This window comes from Agromyces sp. NPDC127015, from assembly GCF_042725165.1.
Taxonomy (GTDB): domain Bacteria; phylum Actinomycetota; class Actinomycetes; order Actinomycetales; family Microbacteriaceae; genus Agromyces; species Agromyces chromiiresistens.
On record NZ_JBHXDI010000004.1, the window covers coordinates 174,700 to 191,252 of the forward strand.

Annotated in this window: 16 protein-coding genes; 3 read left to right on the forward strand and 13 right to left on the reverse strand. The window is 72.2% G+C overall.

From position 1 onward, the window contains the following. The first annotated feature begins 81 nt into the window (after window positions 1-81). Window positions 82-1,047, forward strand: a complete 966-nt coding sequence (locus ACFWGP_RS13045) for an ion transporter (protein WP_376931099.1) — start codon at window positions 82-84, stop codon at window positions 1,045-1,047. Window positions 1,048-1,119: 72 nt separating this feature from the next. Here the strand turns inward: ACFWGP_RS13045 and ACFWGP_RS13050 are convergent, their stop codons facing one another. Further along, a complete protein-coding gene (locus tag ACFWGP_RS13050; RefSeq protein WP_376931100.1) occupies window positions 1,120-2,883 on the reverse strand; it encodes a proline--tRNA ligase in 1,764 nt (587 codons plus the stop codon). Between the two features lie 107 nt (window positions 2,884-2,990). Next, window positions 2,991-3,695: a lytic polysaccharide monooxygenase gene (locus ACFWGP_RS13055; RefSeq protein WP_376931101.1), complete on the reverse strand. Its 705-nt coding sequence runs from the start codon at window positions 3,693-3,695 to the stop codon at window positions 2,991-2,993. Window positions 3,696-3,860: 165 nt separating this feature from the next. On the opposite strand from ACFWGP_RS13055, the gene ACFWGP_RS13060 reads away from it, so the two are divergent. Together ACFWGP_RS13060 and ACFWGP_RS13065 are read left to right on the forward strand one after the other, a co-directional pair. Next, window positions 3,861-4,871, forward strand: coding sequence for a phosphotransferase (locus ACFWGP_RS13060; RefSeq protein ID WP_231431431.1), 1,011 nt, complete (start codon window positions 3,861-3,863; stop codon window positions 4,869-4,871). Between the two features lie 9 nt (window positions 4,872-4,880). Then, window positions 4,881-6,302: an RNB domain-containing ribonuclease gene (locus tag ACFWGP_RS13065; protein WP_376931102.1), complete on the forward strand. Its 1,422-nt coding sequence runs from the start codon at window positions 4,881-4,883 to the stop codon at window positions 6,300-6,302. A gap of 63 nt (window positions 6,303-6,365) precedes the next feature. Here the strand turns inward: ACFWGP_RS13065 and ispG are convergent, their stop codons facing one another. The 11 genes from ispG to ACFWGP_RS13120 form a co-directional block, all read right to left on the reverse strand. Next, on the reverse strand, window positions 6,366-7,496 hold the full coding sequence (ispG, locus tag ACFWGP_RS13070; protein ID WP_231432358.1) for a flavodoxin-dependent (E)-4-hydroxy-3-methylbut-2-enyl-diphosphate synthase: 1,131 nt from the start codon (window positions 7,494-7,496) through the stop codon (window positions 6,366-6,368). 70 nt (window positions 7,497-7,566) lie between these two features. Then, window positions 7,567-8,658, reverse strand: a complete 1,092-nt coding sequence (locus tag ACFWGP_RS13075; protein ID WP_376931103.1) for an alpha/beta fold hydrolase — start codon at window positions 8,656-8,658, stop codon at window positions 7,567-7,569. Window positions 8,659-8,660: 2 nt separating this feature from the next. Further along, window positions 8,661-9,302, reverse strand: coding sequence for a CoA transferase subunit B (locus ACFWGP_RS13080; RefSeq protein ID WP_275506682.1), 642 nt, complete (start codon window positions 9,300-9,302; stop codon window positions 8,661-8,663). A 3-nt stretch (window positions 9,303-9,305) separates the two neighbouring features. Further along, window positions 9,306-10,109 carry a CoA transferase subunit A gene (locus ACFWGP_RS13085; RefSeq protein ID WP_231431435.1) on the reverse strand — a complete coding sequence of 268 codons (804 nt, stop codon included), beginning with the start codon at window positions 10,107-10,109 and terminating at the stop codon, window positions 9,306-9,308. Continuing rightward, window positions 10,106-11,005 (reverse strand): alpha/beta hydrolase, encoded by a 900-nt coding sequence (locus ACFWGP_RS13090; RefSeq protein ID WP_376931104.1) that lies wholly within the window; start codon window positions 11,003-11,005, stop codon window positions 10,106-10,108. The genes ACFWGP_RS13085 and ACFWGP_RS13090 overlap by 4 nt, the downstream gene beginning before the upstream one ends. After that, window positions 11,002-11,748, reverse strand: coding sequence for a 3-hydroxybutyrate dehydrogenase (locus ACFWGP_RS13095; RefSeq protein ID WP_376931105.1), 747 nt, complete (start codon window positions 11,746-11,748; stop codon window positions 11,002-11,004). Before ACFWGP_RS13095 ends, ACFWGP_RS13090 begins: the two co-directional genes overlap by 4 nt. A gap of 61 nt (window positions 11,749-11,809) precedes the next feature. Continuing rightward, on the reverse strand, window positions 11,810-12,919 hold the full coding sequence (locus tag ACFWGP_RS13100; RefSeq protein ID WP_376931106.1) for a branched-chain amino acid ABC transporter permease: 1,110 nt from the start codon (window positions 12,917-12,919) through the stop codon (window positions 11,810-11,812). Beyond that, complete coding sequence (locus ACFWGP_RS13105; RefSeq protein ID WP_231431438.1) at window positions 12,916-13,791, reverse strand: branched-chain amino acid ABC transporter permease; 876 nt, start codon at window positions 13,789-13,791, stop codon at window positions 12,916-12,918. The genes ACFWGP_RS13100 and ACFWGP_RS13105 overlap by 4 nt, the downstream gene beginning before the upstream one ends. Further along, a complete protein-coding gene (locus ACFWGP_RS13110) occupies window positions 13,791-14,504 on the reverse strand; it encodes an ABC transporter ATP-binding protein (RefSeq protein ID WP_231431439.1) in 714 nt (237 codons plus the stop codon). The genes ACFWGP_RS13105 and ACFWGP_RS13110 overlap by 1 nt, the downstream gene beginning before the upstream one ends. Then, window positions 14,501-15,259, reverse strand: a complete 759-nt coding sequence (locus ACFWGP_RS13115) for an ABC transporter ATP-binding protein (protein WP_231431440.1) — start codon at window positions 15,257-15,259, stop codon at window positions 14,501-14,503. Before ACFWGP_RS13115 ends, ACFWGP_RS13110 begins: the two co-directional genes overlap by 4 nt. A 4-nt stretch (window positions 15,260-15,263) precedes the next feature. Further along, window positions 15,264-16,463 (reverse strand): substrate-binding domain-containing protein, encoded by a 1,200-nt coding sequence (locus tag ACFWGP_RS13120; protein WP_275506676.1) that lies wholly within the window; start codon window positions 16,461-16,463, stop codon window positions 15,264-15,266. Window positions 16,464-16,553: the final 90 nt, after the last annotated feature.

The window sequence follows — 16,553 nt, forward strand, 5'->3', positions numbered from 1 at the left end:
CCCCCGCGATCCTGAAGAATCGGTATCGCCCACGATCGAGACCGCGCGGCCGATGGGCCGCCAGAGCCGGAGGACGCCCGAATGCCCAGCTCCCGCGCGAAGCGGCGCATCCAGCGCCAGCGCAGCGAACTCAAGAACACCGCCTACGAGATCTTCATCGGCCTGCTCTCGATCCTCTCGATCGCGAACCTCGTGCTGATGTACCTCTTCCACGCGGAGGAGTCGCTGCAGCTCATCCTCTCCGTCATGAACGCGTTGTTCAGCGCGATCTTCCTCGCCGACTTCATCTACCGCATCTCGACGGCACCGTCCGCATCGGGCTACTTCTTCCGCGGATTCGGGTGGGCCGACCTGCTCGCGAGCCTGCCGTTCGCGGAGCTGAAGGTATTGCGGCTGTTCCGCGTGCTCCGCGTGATCCGGCTGCTGCGGGAGCTCGGCCTCCGCACGATCTGGCGCACGCTCATCCACGACCGGGCGAACAGCACGCTCATGACGCTCCTGCTGCTCGGCGTGCTCGTGCTGCAGTTCGGCAGCATCTCGATCCTGGCCGTCGAAGAGGATGCCGAGGGCGCCAACATCACCTCGGCGTCCGATGCGATCTGGTACACGATCGTCACGATCTCGACCGTCGGCTACGGCGACCAGTACCCCGTCACCAACCCGGGCCGCCTGATCGGCGCCCTCATCATCATCGTCGGCGTCGGCATCTTCGGCACGTTCACGGGCTACCTCGCGAACCTCTTCCTCGGGCCGCAGAAGGCGGCGGAGGCCGCCGACGCCGCACTCGAGCCGGAGACGGCACCCGCCGATGCGACCGTGGACGACGTCGCCGGAGGCGCGGTCGCGGCGCCCGTCGACACGGGCACGACGGCGGCGGGCGACGCCGATGCCGTCGTCGACGAGACCGAGCCCGTCGCCGCCCGGGAGGCGGCCGGCGCCGCCTCACCCGCCGAGCTCAGTGCGCGGCTCGAGGCGTTGATCGCCCAGTCGGAGGAGACGGCCGCCGAACTCCGCCGCCTGCTCGCGGATGCCGCGCCGGGGCGCTGAGCCGACGTTCGCTGGGCGCCGCGGCCGCCGGCGCGGGCCGAACGAGCGCCCGCTCCCGGCGAACGAGCGGGCTCAGGCGTCGAGCGCGGCGACCACGCCGTCGATCGGCACCTGGGAGCGATCGCCGGTCGCCCGGTCCCAGACCTCGACGACGCCGTCGGCGACACCGCGGCCCGCGATCACGATCGTCGGCACGCCGATGAGCTCGGCGTCGCCGAACTTCACGCCGGGCGACACCTTGGGCCGGTCGTCGTAGAGCACGTCGCGGCCGGACGCCTCGAGGTCGGCCACGATGCGGTCCGCCGCCTCGAACGCCGCCTGGTCCTTGCCGGTGGCGACGACGTGCACGTCGAACGGGGCGACCGACGGCGGCCAGATGAGGCCCTTGTCGTCGTTGTGCAGCTCGGCGATGATCGCGAGGATGCGCGTGACGCCGATGCCGTACGAGCCCATCGTCACCGTCGCGAGCTTGCCGTTCTCGTCGAGCACCTTGAGTCCGAGCGCCTCGGCGTACTTGCGGCCGAGCTGGAAGACGTGCCCGATCTCCATGCCCCGCGCGAGCTCGACCGGGCCGGAGCCGTCGGGAGCGGGGTCGCCGGCGCGCACGTCGGCGATGTCGATGACGCCGTCGGCGACGAAGTCGCGGCCCGCGACGAGCGAGAGCACGTGCTTCTCGTGCAGGTTGGCGCCGGTCACCCAGGCGGTGCCGTCGACCACGCGCGGGTCGACGAGGAAGCGGATGCCGCTCGCCGACTGCTCGCCGAGCACGGGGCCCTCGGGCGACCACGGCCCGATGTAGCCCTTGACGAGCGCGGGGTGCTTCGCGAAGTCGGACTCGGTCGCGGCCTCGACCTCGGCCGGGGCGAACGCCACCTCGGCGCGCTTCAGCTCGACCTCGCGGTCGCCGGGCATGCCCACGGCGACGAGTTCGCGTGTGCCGTCGAGGTGGGTCAACGCGAGCACGACGCACTTCAGCGTGTCGGCTGCGTGCCAGGGCCGGTCGGCGCGCGGCTCGTGGTCGTTGACGTGGTCGACGAGGCTCAGGATCGTCGGGGTGTTCGGCGAGTCGAAGATGCGCGCCTCGGGCCGGCCCTCGATCGGCAGCGGCTCGGGCGCGAGCGTCTCGAACGCCTCGACGTTCGCTGCGTAGCCGCCGGCCGAGCGCACGAAGGTGTCTTCGCCGACGGGCGTCGGGTGCAGGAACTCCTCGCTCTTCGAGCCGCCCATGGCGCCTGCGTCGGCCTTCACGATGACGTACTCGAGGCCGAGCCTGGTGAAGATGCGCTCGTACGCGTCGCGCTGCGCCTGGTACGAGGCATCCAGCCCCTCGTCGGAGACATCGAACGAGTACGCGTCCTTCATGGTGAACTCGCGACCGCGCAGGAGCCCCGCACGGGGGCGCGCCTCGTCGCGGTACTTGTCCTGGATCTGGTAGATCGTGAGCGGAAGGTCCTTGTACGACGAGTACAGGTCTTTCACGAGCAGGGTGAAGACCTCTTCGTGCGTGGGGGCCAGCAGCAGGTCGGCCTCCTTGCGGTCCTGCAGGCGGAAGAGCGCGTCGCCGTACTCCGTCCACCGGCCGGTGACTTCGTAGGGCTCGCGCGGCAGCAGCGCCGGGAAGTGCACCTCGTGGGCGCCGGCCGCCTCCATCTCTTCGCGCACGATGCGCTCGATCTTCGCCTTCACGCGCAGGCCGAGCGGCAACCACGCGAAGATGCCCGGCGCCTGGCGCCGGATGTAGCCGGCGCGGACGAGCAGTCGGTGGCTCGTGACCTCGGCGTCGGCGGGGTCTTCGCGGAGCGTGCGGAGGAAGAAGTTCGAAAGGCGTGTGGGCACCCGACGATTCTACTGAGAAGGCCGGATGCCTCGGGGCAGCGCGGCCCCGAGGCATCCGGCCGCCGCGATCGCGCGACGGAGGGAGGTCTCCGCGGCGTGCTCGCGCGTCAGGCCGGGCAGGGCCCGAGGTCGCGCCAGGCGCCCCACTCGCCGCCCGAGCCCGGCACCTCGCCGCGGGTCCACCACTTCGCCGCCCACGTGCGGCCGCCCGAGCTCGCCTGCTGGCCGGCCGTGTACACCTGGTCGGCCTGCCACGCGACCGGGCAGTCGTCGCCCGAGCCGCCGCCGCTCGAGGGGCCGCCGACGTTCACGTCGATGCAGCCGTAGAAGGCGTTCGTCGTGTCGGCGACGTTCCAGCGGGCGAGGATGGTGTGCTCGCCCGCCGGCAGCCCCGTGAGGATGTGCTGCACGGTCGCGGCCGGCTGGGCGCCGAAGTCGTTGACGCGCTTCCACAGCGCACCGTCGACGAAGTACTCCCAGCTCTCCGTGGCGTGGCGCGCGGTGAGGTGCCACTGGATGGTGACGGTGTCGTCGACGCCCTTGCGCGGCCACGGCTTCGTCGCGTCGTCGAGGATCGCGAACGCAGGGTTGCCGCCACTGCACCGGAGCGACCCTTTGGGCGCCTCGACGCTCTGCGGCTCGTATTCGACCTGACCGCAGGCGAACGAGGTCAGCCCCTGCGAGCAGTAGTCCTGCCGGCTCGGCGGGTCGTCGACCCAGCCGTGGCCGCTCGCGGCGGCGGCGCCGGCGAACGGGAGGACGAGCCCTCCTGCGAGGGCGATGACGAGGGCCAGGCGACGCGGATGCTTCATGACGTGCTCCTTCGATCGAGTGCCTCGGCGCGGACGCCCCGCGCCAGCGCACACGGTAGGGGTCGGGGCGGACGACCGCATTCGCAATCCTGCGTAGGCGACTGCGTAGGCACCCCTGACCTGAGGCCTCGGCCCGACGGCTCGCGCATGGCCTAATGTGCTCGCATGGGTGAGTCGAACGCACCGTTCTCCGTCGAGGTCTCCTCCGAGGCCTGGCGGGCCGAAGCCGACCGCTGGATCGCGGAGTCGCTCGCCGGGCGCGACGTCGTCGTCGTCGGGACCCGACAGCCGCGGGTGCGCCCGTGGTCGACGCAACTCGTCGTCGAGGTGGCAGGACCGTCGGGAGCCGCCCGGTACTGGTTCAAGGCGAACTGCCGCGCGCAGTCGTTCGAGCCCGCCCTCCAAGCGCGACTCGCAACGCTCCTTCCGGGCGATGTCGACGCCCCGATCGCGGCCGACCCCTCCAGGGGCTGGATGCTCACCGCCGACCGCGGAGCGACGCTCGCAGATCGGCACGACCCCGCCGCCGAGGACTGGTCGCGCGTCATCGACGAGTGGGCGCGCGTGCAGCGCTCCTTGGCCGGGCGCTCGGCCGAAGTGCTCGGCGCCGGCGTGCCCGACTGCTCCCCCGGAACCGTGCCGGCCCGCTTCGCCGAGCTGCTCGGGCTCGTGCTCGCCCTGCCCACCGGTCATCCCTCGGCGCCCGATGCGGCGACCGCGGCCTCGCTCGTGGCCGCGGCCGACCGCGTGGCGCTCGCCGCCGAGGCGCTCGACGAGGGCGGCCTGCCCGCGACCCTCCAGCACGGCGACCTGCACCCCGGCAACGTGTTCGCCTCGGACGACGCCTCTGACGGGCTGCGCCTCTTCGACTTCGGCGACGCGCAGTGGGCGCACCCGGTCGAGGCCCTGCTCGTGCCCCGCGCCGTGATGGAGTACCGCGGCATCGACCCAGAGCCCGTCGTCGCGGGATTCCGCGAGGCCTGGGCCGACGTCGCGCGGTTCGACGACGCCGAGTGGGCCCGGCTCGTCGCCGCGGCCGAGACGACGCACGCGGTGAACCGGGCGCACACGTGGTGGGGATGCCTCGCGCAGGCCACCGACGACGAGACCGCGGAGTGGGGTGAGGCGGTGCTGCGGCACCTCTCGCGGGTGCTCGGTCCGTCCGGCGACTCGTAGGCTGGGCGCATGCCCGCCCGCCGACCGCACCTGGCTCCGTCCGTCGCGCAGAGCGAGCTCGCCGCGTCCCTCGCCGACCTGCGTGCGTCGATGGCGCTGCCCGACGGCTTCGCACCCGAGGTCGTGGCCGAGGCCGAGGCATCCCGGCCCGAGGCACCCGGTCGCGACCTGCGCGACCTGCCGTTCGCGACGATCGACCCGGCGGGGTCGACCGACCTCGACCAGGCGATGCACCTCGCGCGCCGAGGCGACGGCTTCCTCGTGCACTATGCGATCGCAGACCTGCCCGGTTTCGTGCGGCCCGGCGGATCGGTCGACCGGGCTGCGCGTGAGCGCGGGCAGACGCTCTATGCTCCCGACGGTCGGGTGCCCCTGCACCCGCCAGTCATCGGCGACGACCGGGCGTCCCTCCTGCCCGGCGTCGACCGTACCGCCTACGTGTGGCGCTTCGAGCTCGCCGCCGACGGCACCCTCGGGACGACGGCGGTCGAGCGAGCGCTCGTTCGCTCCCGGGCGCGCCTCGACTACTCCGGGGCGCAGGCGCTCATCGACGACGGCGACCGGGAGTCGCCGGTCGCCCTCCTCGGCGAGATCGGGCGCGCCCGCATCGAGCAGGAACGCCGCCGCGGCGGCGCGAGCCTCAACACCCCCGACGAGGAGATCGTGCGCAGCGACGGCGGCTACGACCTCGCGCGCCGCACGCCGCTGCCGGTCGAGGACTGGAACGCGCAGCTCTCTCTGCTGACCGGCATGGCCGCCGCGTCGATCATGCTGGGTGCGGGTGTCGGCATCCTGCGCACCATGCCGAGCCCCGACGACGAGCGGCTCGCCGCCTTCCGCCGGCAGACCGTCGCGCTCGGGCTTCCGTGGCCCGAGGACGAGTCGTACGGCGAGTACCTGCGTCGACTCGACCGCGCCGACCCCGTGGCGCTCGCGGTCCTGCAGGCCGCGAGCGGGCTCTTCCGCGGTGCCGGCTACGCCGCGTTCGACGGCGCACCGCCCGCGGAGACGATGCAGGCGGCGCTCGCCGCGCCGTACGCTCACGTGACGGCGCCGATCCGCCGGCTCGTGGACCGATGGGGCCTCGTCGTGTGCGAGGCGATCGTCGCCGGGCGCGAGGTGCCCGCCTGGGCGCGTGCGTCGCTCGCCGAGCTGCCTGCGATCATGGCCGCCTCCGAGCAGCGGGCGGGGCGCCTCGGCGCGGAGTCGATCGCACGGGTCGAGGCGGCGCTCCTGCGCGACCGGGTCGGCGAGCGGTTCACCGCGACCGTGCTCGAGCTCAGGGGCGAGCGCGCGGTCTTCCAGCTCGAGACGCCCGCGGTGACGGCGAGCTGCCCCGCGCCGGCCGACGCCGCGCCGGGCGGCGCGATCGAGGTCGTGCTCGAGGCGGCCGACATCGGCACCGGCACGGTGCGGTTCGGCGCGGCCTGAGCACTCCCACAAGCAGCGGCGCCGAACGGGCGACGGCTCACGCGCAGGGCGTGCCGAACGACGCTAGGGCGTGACGACCGTCGGTGCGCCCACCGGGGCGTCGGTGCCCATCTCGTCGGCGATGCGCTGGGCCTCGGCGATGAGCGTCTCGACGATCTCGGCCTCGGGCACGGTCTTGATGACCTCGCCCTTCACGAAGATCTGCCCCTTGCCGTTGCCGCTCGCGACGCCGAGGTCGGCCTCGCGCGCCTCGCCGGGGCCGTTCACGACGCAGCCCATGACGGCGACGCGGAGCGGCACGGTGACGTGCTTGAGGCCCTCGGTCACGTCGTTGGCGAGCGTGTACACGTCGACCTGCGCACGCCCGCACGACGGGCACGACACGATCTCGAGCTTGCGCTCGCGCAGGTTCAGCGACTGCAGGATCTGCAGCCCGACCTTGACCTCTTCGACGGGCGGCGCGGAGAGCGAGACGCGGATGGTGTCGCCGATGCCCTCGCCGAGCAGGATGCCGAACGCCGTCGCCGACTTGATCGTGCCCTGGAACGCGGGACCCGCCTCGGTGACACCGAGGTGCAGCGGCCAGTCGCCGCGCTCGGCGAGCATGCGGTACGCCTTCACCATGACGATCGGGTCGTTGTGCTTGACCGAGATCTTGAAGTCGTGGAAGTCGTGCTCCTCGAAGAGCGACGCCTCCCACACGGCCGACTCGACGAGCGCCTCGGGAGTCGCCTTGCCGTACTTCTCGAGCAGGCGAGGGTCGAGCGAGCCGGCGTTGACCCCGATGCGGAGCGACACTCCAGCAGCCTTCGCACGGGCCGCGATCTCGCCGACGCGGTCGTCGAACTTGCGGATGTTGCCCGGGTTGACGCGCACCGCCGCGCAGCCGGCGTCGATCGCGGCGAACACGTAGTTCGGCTGGAAGTGGATGTCGGCGATGACCGGGATCTGGCTCTTCTTCGCGATGATCGGCAGCGCCTCGGCGTCGTCGCGGCTCGGCACGGCGACGCGCACGATGTCGCAGCCCGACGCCGTGAGCTCGGCGATCTGCTGGAGCGTCGCGTTGATGTTCGTCGTCGGCGTCGTGGTCATCGACTGGACGCTCACCTGGGCGTTGCCGCCCACGAGCACCTTGCCCACCTTGATCTGGCGCGACTTGCGTCGGGGGGCCAGGACTTCGGGGACCTTCGGCATTCCGAGATTCACAGCAGGCACGAGGCAAGTCTAGTTGCGCGAGGCCGAGCGTCGGCCGCGAGTGGATGCCTCAGGCGGATGCAGCCCGAGGCATCCCTTTGCCCTCAGTCGCGATGAGCGCGACGAGCGCCTCCAGGAACTCGGCCGGCCGCTCGAGATGGGGCGAATGCCCGCAGCCGTCCAGCTCGACCTCGGTGACCGCCCCGCCGCGCTCGGCGTAGCGGGCGAGCACGGCGCGGGTCTGCGACACCATCGGCTGCGGCGGTGCGACCTCGTCGCCCGGCCAGCCCGGGATGATGCCGGCCTTGCCGAGCTGGTTGAGGTCGAAGAACGAGGCGTCGCCGACGATCGCGTCCTGTGCACCGTGGATCCACAGCACGGGCGGCTTCTCGGCGACGTCGACGATGGCCGAGGTATCGAAGTGGGTCGGCGCCATCGTGTTCAGCACGCCCCGCCCGCCGGGCGCGAACCCCGGCCAGTTCGCCGAGCTCGAGGCATCCCCGGGGTAGTGGTCGACGCCGGTGGCGGTCGACAGCATCGAGGCGACCCAGATCGACTCGAGCTCGGAGGCGAAACCGGGCGCGACGTAGCTCGACCGGTACACCGTGAGCGGCGAGGTCGGCGACTCCTCGGTGCGGTCGCCCGCGGCGAGCCGGGCGACGAAATCGGGGTTCGCTCCCCCGCCGCCCGTGCCCGCCGCATCGTCGACCAGCAGCGTCCCGTCGAGCCGGGTGCCGCCGAAGCCGTACGGCGAGACCGTCGACTGCAGGGTGAGGCTCGCGACGAGCTCTGGGCGGTCGATGACGAGCTGCATGGCGACCCCGCCGCCCATGCTCCAGCCGACGAGGTGCACGGCGCCGAGGCCGAGCTCGTCGATCACCGATGCGACGTCGTCGGAGAAGTCGCGCACCCCTCGCGTGGCGTCGACCGGCAGCGTCTCGCTGTCGCCGAAGCCGCGCAGGTCGATCGCGATCGCGCGCACCGAGGCCGGCAGCGCGAGCATGACGGGCTGCCAGAACAACGACGACGAGACGTTGCCGTGGACGAAGACGACGGTCGCGGACTGCTCGCCCGGCACCGCGGGGCGCTCGAGCACCCCGGCGCGAAGGCGCGGCGTGGCCACCTGCCGGGCCAGGATGCCGGGCAGGATCGTGTCGACCACGGCTACCCCACCGCGGAGGTGTCGAGGGGCGGCTCCGTCGCGGCGACGACCTCGGCGACCGTGACGCCCGGCGCGCACTCCACGAGCACGAGCCCGTCGGCCGTGACGTCGATCACCGCGAGGTCCGTGATGATGCGGTCGACGACGCCCTTGCCGGTGAGCGGCAGCGAGCACTCGTCCACGATCTTCGGCGAGCCGTCCTTCGCGACGTGCTCCATGAGCACGATGCGCCGGCGGGCGCCGTGCACGAGGTCCATCGCGCCGCCGGGTCCTTTCACCATCTTGCCGGGGATCATCCAGTTGGCGAGATCGCCGCGCGCCGAGACCTGCATGGCGCCGAGGATGGCGGCGTCGATCTTGCCGCCGCGGATCATGCCGAAGCTCAGGGCCGAGTCGAAGTACGCGGCGCCGGGGAGCACGGTGACGGTCTCCTTGCCGGCGTTGATGAGGTCGGGGTCGACCGCGTCCTCCGTCGGGTACGGCCCGACGCCGAGGATGCCGTTCTCCGACTGCAGCAGGATCGTCGTGCCCTCGGGCACGTAGTTCGGCACCAGCGTCGGCAGGCCGATGCCGAGGTTCACGTACGATCCGTCGCTGAGTTCACGGGCGGCGCGGGCCGCCATCTCGAGGCGGGTGAGTGCCATGGCTCAGGCTCCTTCCGGCATCTCGCGCGATGCCGCCTTCTCGACCGACACCGTTCGGCGTTCGATCCGCTTCTCGATCTCGGGGCCGACCACGACCACACGGTCGACGTACACGCCGGGCAGGTGCACGGCGTCAGGATCGATGTCGCCGGGCTCGACGAGCTCCTCGACCTGGGCGATGCAGATGCGCCCGGCCATCGCCGCGAGCGGCGAGAAGTTTCGCGCCGACTTGTCGAAGACGAGGTTGCCGAACCGGTCGGCCTTCAGCGCGTGCACGAGCGAGAAGTCCGTCGTGATCGCCTCCTCCATGACGAACTCGCGCGGCTCCCCCGCGACCTCGAAGGTCTGCACGGGCTTCGGCGGACTCGCGACGGCGACGGTGCCGTCGGCGTGATAGCGCCGCGGCAGGCCGCCCTCGGCGACCTGCGTGCCGACGCCGGTCTGCGTGAAGAACGCGGCGATGCCGCTGCCCCCCGCCCGCAGCTTCTCGGCGAGCGTGCCCTGCGGGGTCAGCTCGAGCTCGAGCTCGCCCGAGAGGTACTGCCGCTCGAACTCCTTGTTCTCGCCGACGTACGAGGAGGTCATCTTGGCGATGCGCTGCTTCGCGAGCAGCACGCCGAGCCCCCAATCGTCGACGCCGCAGTTGTTCGAGACGACGGAGAGCCCGTCGACCCCTGCGTCCAGCAGGGCCTGGATCAGCACCATCGGGATGCCGCAGAGCCCGAACCCGCCGACGGCGAGACTGGCTCCTGAGGGGATGTCGGCGACCGCTTCTTGGGCGGACCCGACGACTTTGTCGAGTGTCACGATGCACCTTCCTGTGTCTCCGCGGCCTGGATGCGGGTGCGGATCACATCGATCACGCTACCGGTGCCGAGGGCCGTCATGAGGATCGTGTAGTGGTTGACGTCGTCGACCTCGTGGACGACGAGCTGCGGGAGCCGTTCCGTCGCCGCAGCGACGAGCGGCGCGGCGTACAGGGGCGCGCCGTCCAGCAGGCCCCGCGGCGCCCTGAGGAAGTCGACCGGACCGGGCAGCGCGGCGAGCGCCTCGGCGTACCCCGCCGACCCGTCGAGTTCGAGCGCGTCGACGGCGACCGCATCGGCATTCGCCGCGCTGCGCAGTGCCGGCGGCTCCCCTTCGAGGTCGTAGTCGACGTACGCCTCGATCGCGTCGCTCCAGTACGGACCCATCGCGGGATGGCGCCGCCAGAACGCGAGGTACGCCGCCCGGTCGGGGAACGTCATCGCCAGCCGCTCGAGCGCCGGGCCGAGCAGGAGCGCCGGCAGGTCCTCGGGCGCGACGCCCGCGGGCGCCGGGATCGGCAGTCCGCCGTCGACGAGGACGACGCCCGCGACGCGGTCGGGGTGGCGCTCGGCGAGGCGCACGGTGACGAACGCGCCCATCGAGTGCCCGACGACGAACGCGCGCGGGACGCCGAGCGCGTCGAGCACGCCCGCGAGATCGTCGGCGTGCTGCTCGAGTCCGTACGGCGCAGGCAGCCGGTTGCTGCGACCGCGACCGCGCAGGTCGGGGGCGATCACCCGGCGGTCGGGCAGGCCGTCGGCGAGCAGGTCCCATGCGCGATGGCTGGCGGTGATGCCGTGCACCGCGAGGATCGGCAGCCCCGAGGCATCCTCGCGCCACTGGCCGCCCGCGAGCGCGCCACCCGCGACCGCTGCGGTGAAGGCGGCGCCTGTCATCGTGCGCTCCATCCGCCGTCCATCGTGTAGCTCGCCCCCGTCACCATGCCCGCGTCGGGCCCCGCGAGCCAGAGCGCGAGGCTCGCCACCTCGGCGGGCTCCACGAGCCGCTTGACGGCCGACTCGGTGAGCATGATCTTCGGCAGCACCTCCTCCTCGGTGATGCCGTGCAGCCGCGCCTGGTCGGCGATCTGCTTCTCGACGAGCGGCGTGCGCACGTAGCCGGGGTCGATGCAGTTCGACGTGACGCCGTGCGGGCCGCCCTCGAGCGCGGTGACCTTCGAGAGCCCCTCGAGCCCGTGCTTGGCGGCCACGTAGGCCGACTTGAACGGCGACGCCCGCAGGCCGTGCACGCTCGAGAGGTTGATGACCCGTCCGAAGCCCCGCTCGTACATGCCGGGCAGCGCGGCGCGGATGAGCAGGAACGGCGACTCGAGCATGAGCCGGAGGATGAACGAGAACCGCTCGGGCTCGAACTCCTCGATCGGGCGGACGTGCTGAATGCCCGCGTTGTTGACGAGGATGTCGGCTTCGAGCGAGAGGCCGGCGAGCGCCGCGGTGTCGGCGAGGTCGACCGCCCACGACTCGCCGCCGAGCTCGTCCGCGAGCGCGGCGGCGGCGTCGGCGTCGACGTCGGCGATCACGACGTGCGCACCCGCGCTCGCGAACGCACGCGCGCAGGCGGCGCCGATGCCGCTCGCTCCCCCGGTGACGACGGCGCGTCGCCCAGTGAGATCGGTCACGTTTCCTCCTTGTCGGCCGCGCTCCCGCGCGGCGTCGTGGGTCTGGTGGGATGTCTCGTGCTCACGCATCGGTCGCCTCCTCCGCCTCGAGCGGATGCCGGACGCGGCCCGACCGGATGCGCTGCGGCAGGCCCGCGATGCCGCCCGGCAGGAACAGCACGACGAGGACGAACAACGTGCCGAGGATGAACAGCGGCTCGCTGAGCGGCACCCGCAGCACGGCGGGCAGGCCGGCGACGGCGTCGGAACCGGCGAACGCAGTGAGCCGCTGGTCGAGGAGCGTGTAGACGATGCCGCCCACGATCGCGCCCCAGCGGTACCCGACTCCGCCGAGCACGACGATGACGAGCAGCGTGAGCGTGAAGTCGGCGGTCGCGATGCGCGGCGACGCGCCCGACTGCAGCAGCAGGTAGGCCATGCCGACGACGACGGCGAGCACCGAGGCCACGACGAACACGAGGAGCTTCACGGTGAAGGGGCGGAGGCCCAGCACGCGCACGCGCAGTTCGTTCTCGCGCGTCGCAGCGGCGACGTGCCCGGCGCGACTCCGCTCGACCCACAGCACGACGAGGTACACGACGACGAGCACCGCGAGCGCGAGCCAGTAGAGGTTGCGGGTGTTCACCACGCCGACGAGCGCGCTGGGCACGTGCTCGATGTCGAGCGACAGCCCTTCGTCGCCGCCCGTCGCCCCGCCGGGGTTGCGGCGGATGAGCACCGAGCCGGCCTGGGCGAACGCGAGGGTCACCATCGCGAACGAGATGCCGGTGACCCGCAGGGCGAGCGCGCCGACGGTCATCGCGAGGACGAGCCCGCCGACGAGCGTCACGAGGATCGACACGACGAAGATGAGGTCGCCGGGCCACTCGGGCGGTGCGAACGCCTCGAGCGTCATGCCGAGGCCGTACGCGCCCGCGGCGAAGAAGAGCGCGTGCCCGAACGACAACAGGCCGGCGAGGCCGAACATCATGCGGTAGCCGAGGGCGAGTGCGGCGATGAGCATCGCGTAGGCGAGGAGCTGCAGGGTGCCCGGGGTGTAGGTGGGGCCGGGCAGGACGCCCGGGACGTCGATCGCGAGCAGCGGCAGCACGGCGAGCCCCACGACGGCGAGCACGCCGCCGATCACCGGCAGGAGGGCCGTGTTCTGCCAACGGGTCCGTCTCGACATCATGCGACCTTCCCCATGAGCCCACGCGGGCGGATGAGCAGCACCACGGCGAGCGCGACGACGACGACGAGGTCGCCGGTGCCGCCGAGGTAGAAGTTGGCGAACTGCTGCAGCACGGCGACGAGCACCGAGGCGACGGCCGCGCCCGTGAGCGATCCGAGCCCGCCGATGACCGTCACGATGAACGCGAAGATGAGCAGCACGCTGCCGAGGTGGGCCGACACGTAGCCGTAGTAGACCGAGGCGAGCACCCCGCCGAGTCCGGCTGCGGCGCCCCCGATCGCGAAGACGAGCGTGAACGACCGCCGCACGTCGATGCCGAGCGCCGACACCATCTGCCGGTTCTCCACGCCGGCCCGGATGATGAGGCCGTAGCGGGTGCGGTGCAGGAAGAGCACGATGCCGCCGAGCACGACCAGGGCGCACGCGATGAGCAGGAACCGGTCGTTCGGGATCCTCGCGCCGAGGATCTCGGTCGTCTCCGTGAGCCATTCGGGCTTCGCGGTGTAGATCGGGTCGGTGCCCCAGATGCCCTCGAAGAGGGCGACGGCGGCGAGCGAGAGCCCGACGGTGACGAGCGCCTGCTCGATGTGCCGCTCGTAGAGCCGCCGGATCAGGAAGTACTCGGTGAGGGCCGCGACGAGCGCGCCGACGGCCATGCCGACCAGCGCAGAGACGGCGAGTCCCCACCATGTTCCGTCGGAGACCCTCCGCCCGGCCTCCCAGCCGAGGAACGCGGAGATCGTGAGGAACGCGCCGTGCGCGAAGTTCAGGACGCCCATGAGCCCGTAGATGAGCGAGAGCCCGCTCGCGACGAGGAAGTACAGGGCCCCGAGTCCGAGGCCGGTGATGACGAGGAGGACGACGGTGCTCATCAGGCGGCCTCGCTCGCGTCGTGCACCCCGAGGTGGCGCTGCACGAGCGCCTCGTCGTCGAGGAACTCGTGCGCCGTGCCCGTGAACACGACCGTGCCGCCCGAGAGCACGACGACGCGCTCGGCGAGCCGGCGGATCACGTGGAGGTTCTGCTCGACGAGGAGGATCGGCACCGTCTCGGCCGCCGTCGCGAGGGCCGCGGCGACCTCGTCGACGATGCGCGGCGCGAGCCCTTTCGTGGGCTCGTCGACGAGCAGCAGCCGGTTGTCGTTCACGAGGGCCCGGGCGAGCGAGACCATCTGCTGCTGCCCGCCCGAGAGGGTGCCCGCGCGCTGCGCGCGGCGCTCGACGAGGTCGGGGAAGAGCCGCTCGACCAGTTCGCGCCGCGGTGCCGCGTCGCGCTCGGCGAGCCGGAGGTTCTCGGCCACCGTGAGGCCGCCGAACACCTCGCGGTCCTCGGGCACGTAGCCCACGCCGCGCTGCACGATGCGATGGGTCGGAAGGCCGTCGATGCGCTCCCCCGCGAGTCGGACCTCGCCCGAACGCTCGATGAGGCCGAGCACCGACTTCACGGTCGACGTCTTGCCGACGCCGTTGCGCCCGAGGAGGGCGGTGACCCCGGTCGCGGGCACCTCGAACGTGACGTCCTCGATGACCTGCTGCCCGGCGATGCGCCCGGTGAGGCCGCGGACGTCGAGGATCGACTCGGTCACATCGCCTCCCCGAGGTAGGCGGACTGCACGGTGGGGTTCGCCATGACGGCCTCCGGGGTGTCGACGGCGAGCAGTTCGCCGTGGTGCATGACCGCGACGCGGTCGACGAGGCCGAGCACGACCTCCATGTGGTGCTCGACCATGAGCACGGTGCGCCCGCCGCGGTGCAGCCGGCGGATGACCTCGGTGATCGCGGGGACATCGCCGGAGGCGACGCCGGCCATCGGCTCGTCGAGCAGGATCGCCTTCGGGTCCTGTGCGAGGAGCATCGCGATCTCGACCTTGCGCTTCTCGCCGTGGGCGAGACCCGACGCCTCGGCGTCGGCGCGGTGCGCGAGGCCGACCTCCTCGAGGCAGTCGAGGGCGCGCGTCGTCGCCGCGTCGCCTGCGCGCGGGATGCGCACGAGGCTCGTGGCGCCGCCGAGGCGGGCCTGCGCGGCGAGCCGCACGTTCTCGAGCACGCTGAGCTCGGGGAAGAGGCTCGAGGTCTGGAAGGTGCGGCCGAGCCCGGCCGTGGCTCGTCGGTGGACGGGCTCGCGGGTGACGTCGACGCCGTCCAGGACCACCCGCCCGGCGGTGGGGCGGACGACGCCCGAGACGACGTTGAAGAGCGTCGTCTTGCCGGCGCCGTTCGGCCCGATCACCCCGAGCATCTGGCCCGCGGGCACCTCGAGCGAGACCCCCTCGAGGATGCGGGCCCCGCCGATGCGGAGCCCGATCCCCTCGAGTGCGAGCATCGCGTGGTCGCTCGTCATGCGGTCACTCGCCGGCGACGGGCGGGGCGACCGTCTCGGCGTCGACGGTGTCGACGAGCTCGGGCACCCAGGCGTCGCCGTCCTGCACGAGCTTCGCCTGGTACATCGGCTGGATCATTGCGTGGTCCTCCTCGCGGACGGTGATCTCGCCCTTGACCGAGTCGAACGTCCAGCCCTCGAGCGCGTCGACCATGCCGTCGACGCTGTCGCCGCCCTCGCGGACCGCCTGCACGAGCATCTGCGCGGCGACGAAGCCGTCGGGCGAGAACAGGTCGGGCGTCGCTCCGGCCTCGTCGAGGTGCTCGATCATGGCGGTCTCGACGTCGGTGCCCGACGCGCCGGCGAAGTAGTGGTTGAGGAACGAGATGTCGCTCGAGGCATCCCCGTAGGCACCGTAGGTCGCGACGTCGCCGAGGCCGGTCACGACGGGCGCGGCGTCGAAGACGCCCTGCTGGGCGAGTGCCGTCCACATCGCGCCCGACGAGGCGCCGGCCCACGCGACGAAGACGAGGTCGGGCGAGGCGGCGACGAGCTGCTGGGCGAAGGGCGTGAACTCGGTGGCGTCCTCGGCGACGAGCACGCCCTCGACCGTCGCGCCCTGGCCGCCGAGCACCGCCTGCACCCCTGCGAGGTTGCCCTGGCCGAACGCGTTGTCCTGCGCGAACACGACGACCTTCTTGCCGGCCGGGTCGCCGATGAAGGTGCCGGCCGTCGCGACGTCCTGGTAGGTCTGCCGGCCGGAGCGGAAGGTGTAGTCGTTGACACCGGTGATCGCGTCGGCCGCGGCGGGGCCCGAGATGTAGAGGATCTTGTTCTGCTCGGCCTGCTCGGCGAGCGCGGTCGCGATGCCCGAGACGACGGTGCCTGCGATGATCTGCGTGCCCTGGCCGATGACGTCCTTCGCGAGCGAGACGGCCGTGTCGGGGTTGCCCTGGTCGTCGAGCCACTCGATGTCGAGCTCGCGCCCGTCGACGGCGCCCGTGCCGTCGGTGGCGTAGTCGAGGCCGGCCTCGAAGCCCGCGGTGTAGGCCTCGCCGTAGGCGGCGAGCGGACCCGACTGGCTCGTGATCATCGCGACCTTCACGGGAGCTGCGTCGCCCGACGCATCGCCTCCGCCCGCGGTGGCGGTCGGTGCGCAACCGACCAGGGCGATGGATGCGGCGGCGATGACGGCCGTCGCGAGATACCTCTTCGTAACCCGCATGGTGTGTGTGCCTCTCAACGGTGAACGGCTGTGGTGACGGGCCCGCGACAGGTGCGGCGCCCGGATTGCGCTCCCCAGTATTCGATGCGC